This is a genomic window from Pseudomonas sp. S4_EA_1b, assembly GCF_016307435.1.
Lineage (GTDB): Bacteria > Pseudomonadota > Gammaproteobacteria > Pseudomonadales > Pseudomonadaceae > Aquipseudomonas > Aquipseudomonas rhodesiae.
Map to the genome: position 1 here is coordinate 1 of NZ_JAEILC010000103.1, position 9,060 is coordinate 9,060.

At 59.5% G+C, this 9,060-nt stretch carries 18 protein-coding genes; 12 read left to right on the top strand and 6 right to left on the bottom strand.

Annotated features, from left to right (window positions below; all coding sequences use genetic code 11):
* Positions 1-359: 359 nt before the first annotated feature.
* From YA0848_RS27935 to YA0848_RS27975, 9 genes are all read left to right on the top strand, one after another.
* Positions 360-602 (top strand): hypothetical protein, encoded by a 243-nt coding sequence (locus YA0848_RS27935; RefSeq protein ID WP_065327577.1) that lies wholly within the window; start codon positions 360-362, stop codon positions 600-602.
* Between the two features lie 110 nt (positions 603-712).
* Positions 713-1,423 (top strand): hypothetical protein, encoded by a 711-nt coding sequence (locus tag YA0848_RS27940; RefSeq protein ID WP_198731455.1) that lies wholly within the window; start codon positions 713-715, stop codon positions 1,421-1,423.
* Positions 1,371-1,907, top strand: coding sequence for a hypothetical protein (locus YA0848_RS27945; RefSeq protein ID WP_198731456.1), 537 nt, complete (start codon positions 1,371-1,373; stop codon positions 1,905-1,907). The genes YA0848_RS27940 and YA0848_RS27945 overlap by 53 nt, the downstream gene beginning before the upstream one ends.
* Before the next feature lie 15 nt (positions 1,908-1,922).
* On the top strand, positions 1,923-2,201 hold the full coding sequence (locus YA0848_RS27950; RefSeq protein ID WP_065327486.1) for a hypothetical protein: 279 nt from the start codon (positions 1,923-1,925) through the stop codon (positions 2,199-2,201).
* Positions 2,202-2,238: 37 nt separating this feature from the next.
* Entirely contained in the window at positions 2,239-2,601 is a 363-nt protein-coding gene (locus YA0848_RS27955) for a hypothetical protein (RefSeq protein WP_065327487.1), read from the top strand.
* A gap of 91 nt (positions 2,602-2,692) precedes the next feature.
* Entirely contained in the window at positions 2,693-3,670 is a 978-nt protein-coding gene (locus YA0848_RS27960) for a hypothetical protein (RefSeq protein WP_065327488.1), read from the top strand.
* Positions 3,671-3,701: 31 nt separating this feature from the next.
* Positions 3,702-3,917 carry a hypothetical protein gene (locus YA0848_RS27965; RefSeq protein WP_065327489.1) on the top strand — a complete coding sequence of 72 codons (216 nt, stop codon included), beginning with the start codon at positions 3,702-3,704 and terminating at the stop codon, positions 3,915-3,917.
* Positions 3,918-4,068: 151 nt separating this feature from the next.
* Positions 4,069-4,419: a hypothetical protein gene (locus YA0848_RS27970; protein WP_065327490.1), complete on the top strand. Its 351-nt coding sequence runs from the start codon at positions 4,069-4,071 to the stop codon at positions 4,417-4,419.
* Positions 4,420-4,607: 188 nt separating this feature from the next.
* Entirely contained in the window at positions 4,608-4,754 is a 147-nt protein-coding gene (locus tag YA0848_RS27975) for a hypothetical protein (RefSeq protein WP_198731457.1), read from the top strand.
* A gap of 19 nt (positions 4,755-4,773) precedes the next feature.
* Here YA0848_RS27975 and YA0848_RS27980 read toward each other — a convergent pair whose 3' ends face one another.
* The gene (locus YA0848_RS27980; protein ID WP_065327491.1) at positions 4,774-5,073 is read right to left on the bottom strand and encodes a hypothetical protein; all 300 of its coding nucleotides are present in this window, start codon (positions 5,071-5,073) and stop codon (positions 4,774-4,776) included.
* A 166-nt stretch (positions 5,074-5,239) separates the two neighbouring features.
* Between YA0848_RS27980 and YA0848_RS27985 the strand changes: the two genes are divergently transcribed.
* From YA0848_RS27985 to YA0848_RS27995, 3 genes are all read left to right on the top strand, one after another.
* Positions 5,240-5,554, top strand: coding sequence for a hypothetical protein (locus tag YA0848_RS27985; protein WP_065327492.1), 315 nt, complete (start codon positions 5,240-5,242; stop codon positions 5,552-5,554).
* 357 nt (positions 5,555-5,911) lie between these two features.
* Positions 5,912-6,106, top strand: coding sequence for a hypothetical protein (locus YA0848_RS27990; RefSeq protein ID WP_086250767.1), 195 nt, complete (start codon positions 5,912-5,914; stop codon positions 6,104-6,106).
* Positions 6,107-6,113: 7 nt separating this feature from the next.
* Positions 6,114-6,374: a hypothetical protein gene (locus YA0848_RS27995; protein ID WP_065327494.1), complete on the top strand. Its 261-nt coding sequence runs from the start codon at positions 6,114-6,116 to the stop codon at positions 6,372-6,374.
* Between the two features lie 91 nt (positions 6,375-6,465).
* On the opposite strand, the gene YA0848_RS28000 is transcribed toward YA0848_RS27995, so the two are convergent.
* From YA0848_RS28000 to YA0848_RS28020, 5 genes are all read right to left on the bottom strand, one after another.
* On the bottom strand, positions 6,466-6,933 hold the full coding sequence (locus YA0848_RS28000; RefSeq protein WP_176707248.1) for a hypothetical protein: 468 nt from the start codon (positions 6,931-6,933) through the stop codon (positions 6,466-6,468).
* A 582-nt stretch (positions 6,934-7,515) separates the two neighbouring features.
* Positions 7,516-7,701, bottom strand: a complete 186-nt coding sequence (locus YA0848_RS28005; RefSeq protein ID WP_065327495.1) for a hypothetical protein — start codon at positions 7,699-7,701, stop codon at positions 7,516-7,518.
* A gap of 83 nt (positions 7,702-7,784) precedes the next feature.
* Positions 7,785-8,306, bottom strand: coding sequence for a hypothetical protein (locus YA0848_RS28010; RefSeq protein ID WP_065327496.1), 522 nt, complete (start codon positions 8,304-8,306; stop codon positions 7,785-7,787).
* Between the two features lie 45 nt (positions 8,307-8,351).
* Positions 8,352-8,798, bottom strand: coding sequence for a hypothetical protein (locus YA0848_RS28015; RefSeq protein ID WP_086250766.1), 447 nt, complete (start codon positions 8,796-8,798; stop codon positions 8,352-8,354).
* A 60-nt stretch (positions 8,799-8,858) separates the two neighbouring features.
* On the bottom strand, positions 8,859-9,060 hold a 202-nt coding region (locus tag YA0848_RS28020; RefSeq protein WP_198731458.1), incomplete at its 5' end, for an AIM24 family protein.

Sequence of the window (9,060 nt, forward strand, 5' to 3'; positions counted from 1 at the left end):
GGGGAGGCAGGAGGGGTGCTCGTTTACCTTCCGCCGGCCGGGCATGGCGGGCGGGTCACTATCAAGGCGAAAGGGTTGCTCAGCGCCGCAGTTCCGTTCCTCACCCGAGCGGAACGGGAGCGGCTGGCGGGCTTTGCGCGGCGTGAAGCTCAGCTGATATGGACTCTTCCCAAGCGGGTAGAGGATTGGAGTCCTGCGCACCGTGACGCTGTCCGGCGCCTTATCCGCAGAGACGGGCTCCAGGGGCCTGACAGCCCGCAGCGAGCATTGCTTAAGTGGGAAGGGGAGGCGCTCTACCGGTCGTTGGTGACTGAAGGTAGCCTTGCCCTTGTCCCGCCTGACGACCAATAGGGGTGCCTATGCCGACCGTGATCATTGATGGCGTCGAATACGTTCCGCGTGCCGAGATACCGGAGCTCACCGATGAGCGCCTCAAGGCAGCCATTGAAGAGTTGGTTTCAATCCAGTACTTCAAGGAAAACCACAAGGCCGTTCGACAGGCCTGGAACGTACTGCATTGCTTGGCCCCAGAGCTGGCCCAGCTGGCGGCGGATAATCCCAAGGCAGCGTTCGACCGAATTCACGGGTTCGACAAGGGCTAGAAGTATCTTCGAGCGCCAGCAACTGTCCCCACCATGGGGGCGAACTGGCCATATTCCAGCCAGCCCGGCTGTCATCATTCCCTGGTAGCAAATTATCAGGGAACCGCTGTATGACTCAGGTTGACCTGGGCTGGATCGCAGCCCTCGCCAAACCGCAAACTACCGAAGAGCGCATGCTCCAGTCGGTCGTTCTGTCCTTTGTCGACTCTGCCGTGTACGAGTGCCCGGCAGATCTGCTCCGCCACATGAATCCGTCGACACGCGACCTGGCGAAAACCATCATCACATCCGCAAAAACTCCATCCAGCGCCAGCGATATGCGAGAAATGGCTGCCGCTGCTGACCTGGAGTTTGGCCACACCACCAAGTACTTCGAGGTCAGCCCGCCGGTTGGCCGAGTGCGATTCCGCTGGCAGGGCGGCCACCGCAGCAGCGTGCGGGTCAACATGAACAACTTCGGCGAAGAGCGCTTCTACCAGCGCCTGCGCTACCTGCGAGATCGCCTGGTCTGGGAGCTGAACAACGCGTCGGCTTCTCCGGAGCTGAGCGCTCCCCTTTCGCACCAGGCCTGCGAGACGACTGAGCTGCGCGGTCTGATGACTGAAGAGCAGATGGAACGTGTGGCAAAGCCACAATCCAGCCTGGACAGATGCTTCCAGGAGGCGGTTCTGCACCTGGTGGATCCAGCCGTCTACTTCACCACGATTGAGAAGCTGGCATCCCTACCGCCTGAGGACCTGGAGACGGTCTTCGCGGTGCTCGCCCGTGATGGACAAGCCCACCATTGCTGGTGCCCTGGTCCAACTCGCGGAAGATGCTGACAGCGCCTTTACCGCCAAGCGCGGCTACATCGAAGACGTGAAGTCCGGGTACCGCGTGCACATTCGCAAGGGCACCGAACGGGTCAAGCTCTCCGTGTGCCTGAACGAGTTCGGTGAGGAGCGGGCGCTGAAGCGAGCGCGGTTCCTTCGTGACCGGGTGATGTTCGATATCGCACTGAGCATGTCGCCGGGGATCATGAGCCCCATCGTGGGCCTGCAACTACGCGAGTTTTCAAAGCGCGGGCGCCAGGACGTCCTGTACATGCTCTTCCGCTACGCCTGCCCATCCAGCGGCCGCTACCGGACCGTCCGCTATTCCTGCCGGAAAAATGGGTTCCGCGGCTCCTTCACCAAGCTCAGTAAGGAAGTTGCCAACCTGGGCTACGAGGTGCACCCGGACTCCATTGCAGACATCCGGCCGACCCTCGAGCAGTTCAACCGGCATAGCGCGGTCATCACTGACCTTCCGCCGCCGTTTTCCTAAGAGTGAGAGACCAATATGTCAGCCAGTAACCCAGTCAATCCTCGGGGGCAGATGATCGGGAGGGCGCTTGATGTCGTCCTGGCCATCGTCATTATGCTCGTGCTCTTTTGGATCACCAGCTTACTCGTCGCGCCGAAATACCATGGTTTCATCGCTCTGGTGGGTGGGGTCGCTGGCGGATTCTTTGGGGTCCACAAGCCTTTTCTGGTGGCTACCTCAAAGCTGAAACGGCGTTTTGGTCTCCCTGCCGAATCGTGGGGCTTTCAGAGCCGAAGCGGTGGCCAGGGTGCTTGAGCATGATGGGGATGAAGTCGATCGCTGGAGCCTGTACATGGTCATCGGCTTTCTCGCGTCCAAGCGCAAGTTCACGCTGTTCACCAAAGCTGCCCTTCTACCTGCGACCGTAGCTTGCTGCGTTGCGTGGGCATTCGCCCCGTACCAGTCGATGCTGCTGCCGAGCCTCTTTACCCTGGGAAGTGTTGCTCTGGGCACGCTTCTCATCGCAGTGATTCGGATATTCCCCAGGGAGGGCCTCGAGTACCTCGAGCTGATCGAAGCCAGGTTCGGGCAGAAGACCCGTGCTCAGGTTTGGCAGTGGTACCAGGCTGCCGATCAAACATCGCCATTGGATGTTGTGAAGATCGCCAAGGAAGTGGGCGAGTACGGCCGCATTGGCCACGCTTCGGCAAAGTAGCCGCGGGGCCGACTCTGCAGCTGGCCCAGGTTGCATTCCTGAAGCTCCGTGAGACGCTGCCACCAAATCGAGAGATGATTGAGAGGAAACCGTGGCAGCAACTTCGCGATTCAAGCTGAAGCTTGGCAACATCAAGGCCGGTCAAATGTACACCGTGCTCTGCTTCAGGTCCCACATCTCCTATTCTGAGCGATTTCCCTCAGTGGAAGATCCGGTGATCACCGGGGTGCTTGGAGAATCTATCCAGTACGGGCCGCTCTTTGCCTACATGTTTCGCCGCTTCGGCTATCCCAACGTTGGCTGGGATGACTACAAGGAGCTGGCGAAATACATCCTGACGACACCCAACCCGGACATGCTCCTGCAGGTCGTGCCCTACACCGGCGATACGACTTGGATCACCTTCCGTTTCTTCGTCGCTGACAATGTTGCGCAAGCCGTGCGTGAGCACGATGAACATGACCGCATTGAGTGGGAAAAGCGTGCCTATGACTGGCGCGAGCAGCAGGGACTACCCGAGTGGATGCCGGACTGGATCAGGATGCTCAACGAGGACGTGTACCCAGCATGGGGGATCACTGATCACGAAGTGGCTGATTGGCGTGAGGCGATCGGATCGGCTTTAGAGCTGGGACAGCCAGGAACCCCCTTCCACGAACTCAGTAGCAAGGCCTATGAGCTCCGCATGGCGCTGTTCGAGGACTATCGCAAAGTCGAGGCGCGGCCCGCCAGGCTGATGCGCAGTGCCGATATGTCTACCTGGGCTGATACGGATCCACTAAAGCCACTTGCCGAGGCTGCCCAGACCGCGCTGAAGGATCTCTTGCGGCCGGTCCGCGTCAGGGATGTCGCAATCAATGCACTCGGAACTACTGAGTTCACCCCGCGCGTGCTGAAAGAAGCTCCGGTGTCGGGTTACCCTTCAGGAGCCCTGAGTAACGGCGCTCCGAAGGAGTTCGCTGAACTGCATGGGCTGATTATGCGTTTGGGCAAGGGGAATGCGCGCAAGGGCATCGCGAAGGCGGCTGCAGCGCTGAAAGAGCTCGCGGGTCCGAAAGGTTCGGCGTAGCGGGGCCATTATCAAAACAGGGGCTGTACCCATGAAGAGCACCACCCAGGAAGAAAAGGCCCTTTGCGATTTCAAAGCGAAGATCGAGGCCGCTACTGGCCGCGCACCGCTTGAGCGCGAGATTGAAGCATTTCGCGAGCAAGTAGAGGTCGCTGTTGCGCACCAGCAACCCCGAGTGGTGCAGCTGGGATTGTGCGACTTCCAGACCCTGGATGGCCGAGCGACCGTTATCGAAGTGTCTTTTTGATGGAGGTCCGTACCCCAGTTGCACTTCCTGGTACCGATGAGATGCTTATCCCATCTCGCGTGTGTTGGCCCTGGTCAGTTTGCGACTTGGGCGGATGCCTCATTGAAAATCTAGCGAGCAGGCCTTAAAGCCCTATCGAGGATTAACCTGAATGCCCACAACCTATCAGTGCCTGGCACACATTGTGCGCGGCGTATCTCAAGAGTCCAATGTCGCCGGGTGTCCACAGTGTGACGGCAAGGTCGAGGCTGTGGATGCGATTTACGCAGAGCAGCCGGAGACAGCTGTCCAGATCTGCGCTCCGGCTTCGGCGCCGATGAATACCGCGCAGCGAATCGTCGAAGATCACAAGAAACACGGCGGCTACATGATTCCTGCCATTGAGGAGGCCCGTGAGCTGGCAGTTGCGATGGAAAGCGACAGCTGCATCAATCGCGTGTACGTCTTCAGCGACGGAAGCAAGCTGCGGCTCGACGTGTACGAGTTCAAGGTGGTCGATTAGCGTTTGTGGATCTTCGTCGAGGCGATCGGAGAGTGGCCTGACCGGAACCCGGTAGCACCGTCCGCGGATATGGCTCCATGGATGAAGCTGGGATAGCGCAAGACGCGCCCTCGCAGCGGCGGCAGAAAGCGCCGGCAGGTGTCAGCAGGCCACTCCCCAACCTTCTCAATGAATCGGATGAAAAAAGCATGATTGTGAAAGTTTCCCTCAGTGCCGACGAACTCGCCGACATGAACATGAGCGAACAGGAGTTCCACGACCACGTCGTTGCGGCGCTGGATGACGCTCAGCCTGATCTGCCTGGCTTCAACGTCGAAGTCGAAATCACCGACTGACCCTCTCCGTCACTCCCCGCTAAAGACGCTCACTCCCAAAAGGGGCCATCGGGACGCACTCGTAGTTCTGGATGGCCTCCTCATTCTCCTCATGGAAGGCCTGGTACCGCTCAAGGTTGGTCTGACAGAAGCGCTCCAGCTCTGCCGGTACCAGGCGAGGGGAGTAGACGTGCACCGTCTCGCCAACAACCTCCAGAAACTGCTCCGTACCATCAGGAAACATGCTTCTTCCGACCCCGCCCAGCAGGATTTCGACCGCTGCGATGTGAGGAAAGGTAGAAGCCCCGTCTGGATTGAAGTGCGTGACCTGGTTGTCCATGTGTAGTGCTCGTCTTGGGAGTGTTCCCTGATTCTGTCACCGCCGCTGGTGCTGGAAAGTGGAATTGCGACCCTACCCAGGGTCCGACTCTGGGGCAGATTGAGCGCCGCGGCGGCGACTAGGCCTGCAGACTGACCTTGGTTTTCAAGACAAGGATCTGCAGCAAGTGAAGAAATTTCTCCTGGCGATGATGGTGTTTTCCAGCTCCGTTCTGGCTGCAGCACCAGCAGCAAAGGTGGCCGAAAACAATGTGGAACAGACACTCGCGGGCCTCTGCGAAATCTGGCGGCAAGATGCCGGGACGTGTGGCTGCACTCAGCAGAGGCTGATGAACCAATACGGGTTCACGGCCGAGGAGCTCTGGCGGTTCAGCCAGAAGGGCTACAGATCCAGCACCATTGCTGAGAAGAACCGGGTTGCCCGATATGGGCTCAGCGTCCGCGAGATCGGCATGTCGTGTCACGGGAGGCGAGCGCTTTAACACGGCACGCGAAATGGCGATACGCGGCATTCGCTCTGGGGTTGTTACAATGATCTTGATGTCCACTGCGGAAGACTCAATCATGCATTCGGCCACGATGATCGGCTTTGCATCTCACAATTTCCCCTTTGGGGTCGACTCCGATGGCTGGCCTTTCGATCCAAAAGGGGACCCAGACCTGCAGCTGCGCTTGAAGTTCTTCATGAAGGGCCAGACGGCCTATGGAGAATGGTTCAAACGTCTGGGGCCAGGTGAGCGTCCCCCTCGCGGGCGGTGCACCAGGTTCTTTAAGTCCCATAAGCACCTTCGCCCAACGTCATCGCTGATCAGCGCGTGCCGGGGGAAGAGAGGCGGTTAATGACAAGTAGAGCTAACGCAACTCTGGAGCTGGATCGGCAGCCTTCAGCTGACGAGCATGCGGGCATGACCTGGTGGAACTCGCTCACGACCGCCGAGCGCCAGCGCTGGATGCGTGCTGCTGGTGATACTGGCATCGCCGCTGATGCCTGGAGCGCCTTCAAGAAGTCCCAAGGCCAAGATCACCAAAGCTGAAAAGCTCATGAGCGAACAAGCTTCCCATTGGCGCGAATTCCGCCCCAGCAGCTGGACGCGCAGCGATATGGCTGGTGCGGCTCAGCCTCACGGTTCCAACGACGAGCCAGAGGCCGATTATTGGCATGCCTGGCCGCCGTACATCACCGGCGACAAGAGCGACGTAGGCCACCCCTCCAGGGTCATGCGCAGGCGCTTCAAGACGAAAGAGGCAGCGATGGCATACGCCGACCGCATCTGGCCGATAGGGCGGTGGCAGGAAGCCTGAGAGGGGCGTTGTGCTCTCTGCAAGCCGAACACGCACGAAGGCACTTCGAGAGGTGAACCTGTGCGGTTATGGCGTCCTGAAGCCGGACTGCCTATTTGTAGGCTTTGTTGTCCAGTGCTTCATTCCAGCGCGCGATCGGCTTAAAGCAGTTGCTGCAGAAGGCAGTGGCCAAAGCTTTCAGCCGAAGACCGCCGTACATGCTGGTGTTGTCAGCAGGCTGGCCATTGAATAGCCGGTGCTCAGAAACTGTCCCGGAGGCCTCGTACTCAACGTAAAACCCGTCTGCGCTGCAGTGCGGGCATGCTTTGAGGGATTGGATCGGGGGAAGCGGCTCGGCGGCCTGCTGGCGCTTGTACATGAGTACTGCCTTGTCGCGCACACGGCTCAGGTCAGCATGCTGCTCAAGGCGGCCACCATCAACGGGCTGATAGTTCCACCAGCTTGTGGGGTAGCACTTGGCGAAGCTGGCGTGCCCCATCAACACTCCGTTCACAGTCACGGGACGGTCATAGCCGGTGCGCGAGCGGCCAACTACGGCTTTAGGGTCGGTCAGGCTCATGTTCGGGATGATCCTCGGATTGCGACTCAGGGGTGCTCCGAAGCCTGTTCGGAACTCGATGTCGCAATGATGCCCCAGGCGCTGGAATTGCAAGCGTCAGAAGCTACCTGGGACGCTTGCTTCTGACCTATCGATTGAGGATGCGCAGGGGGTGGTTGCTGCTGATCAGTCCCATGTCATGCAGGGCTGTCAGGTAGCCTTCCAGGCGGCCGCGGCTTCGGAACTCGTCATCGAGATCAGTCGAGGTGGCTCGGGCTTCGATCAGGTCGCGTAGACGCCCCTGGACAACCTCGGGAACCGGTTCGTAAGCAATGTGTGCGGTGAGACACTGCCCTTCCGCTGGTGCGTGCCAATGAGAGGCAGAGGAGCCGGGAGACCACCGGGGGTGAAGAGCGCAATCGCGCTGGGTGCAAAGCTGCCAGCCAGCTGGAGGGGTTGGGTTCTGCACTGGGGTGGTCTCCTATTTCGCTGGGTACTGATGGAAAGAGGCTGGCCGCGGGTGACCAGTACACCCCAATCTGCCAGTGCGAGGCGACTCCAGGGCGTCTAACGGCCCCTGAGAAGGGCCAGTGAAGGCGTATATCAGGGCTGGTGCCAGGCCTCGGCCTTCAGGGCTCTGGCAATCGCCATGTAGCCGTCACGCTTGCCCACGAACTGGCCAGCGTTCTTCCGGTCGCCATTGGCTCGATAGAGGATGGCTTGGTGGTTGTGGTTTCGAGCCCGGCGAACACGGTTCGCGATAGCGGCTTTGCGCTGTTCAGCGTTCATATTGGTGCTCCTGGAGATGATGCCGACATGATGCGCCGCCCCCAGGATATGCAAGCCATGGCCTGGCCGCGTTCGCGATCGATCTAGATAAAGGCAATGTGAGTGGTCGAGCGGCGGCCATCCGGATCCGTCTGGGTTACGCGCATGCTGGTGCCTTCGCCTCCTCGAGGCTGGAAGCCTGCAGGCGGCTCAATGATGAAGCCCGTCGCACGGCTTTCCTGGCTTCCAAGGTCATAACCATGGCTGTAGTCCTCGGTTTCAGGCAGGTTCTCGCCGAAGAACGGCCGAATCGCATCAATCTCCTCTGGAGTCGCGGCCGCGAAGAACTGATCGGAGTGCTGCATCAGGGTTCCATCAGCGTGGCGCAGCAGATAGTTGTCTGTGCCGAGCCGGCCCTGTTTACGGCGAATCTGCACCACATAGCCGATTCGGTGGGGCTTCGGGCCGTTGTGGATGCCCGTGATCAAGAACTGTCCCTCCACTGGCAGACGGTTCTCAATGAGACCGCCAAACCCCCTTGGGAGGCGCTCCTCCCATTTCAAGTTGTCGAGGATCCTGTTGAATACTTCTGCCTGGTCGGCAGGGGGTGCGCTTCTGTCGGTCACGGTTCAACCCTCATCCGCAAATTCGTCATCGTTTGGTTCAGCCGCTCAGACCTCAAGCAGCCCCTGGCCAGAGGTTTTGCCTGCCAACTCCTTGCGCAGGTCGAGCTCGAAGTAATACCGAGCCCTCAACTTCGTCATCAGGTAAGTGCCGATGGGGGCGGCGCCGACCGCCAGCATCGCGGGCAAAACCACGAAGGAGAGCACAAAGCACGAAGCGAAGGCCCCACTTGAGAACAGCAGGATCGATCGACGCAGCCCCTTGTCGCGAATCTTCCGGATCAGCAGCAAGTAGCACATCCCGATGGCCCAGCAGTACATAAGCGCCATGGGCACCAGGGTCGGAATGGTGAATCGTTCGTCATGAACAACCTTCCAAAGCAGGGAGACGAGAGGCGCCAGACAGATAAGCGACAAGGCTACGTCTGTCTTCACGGCTTTACGGATGGCTTGTTCTACTCGAGCCTGTTCCGAAATTCCTTGGTTTGTTTCCATCATCGTTACCAGTTGCAGGGGCGCGAAAGGGGAATTGGGTGACTGGGTCGCGGCTGGTGATCAGTCACCATCGATAAGCCGGCCAAGTCCACCCAGAATCGAACCTTCGCCTGCATCTTTACCGCCGCCTTGAGGTGCTGCAGCCAGCATCCTGCCAGCCAGGCGGGAGAAGGGAAGACTTTGCAACCAGACGGTACCTGGGCCGGTGAGGCTTGCGAAGAACACCCCTTCACCGCCGAACAGGGCGGCCGCAAAAACTGAG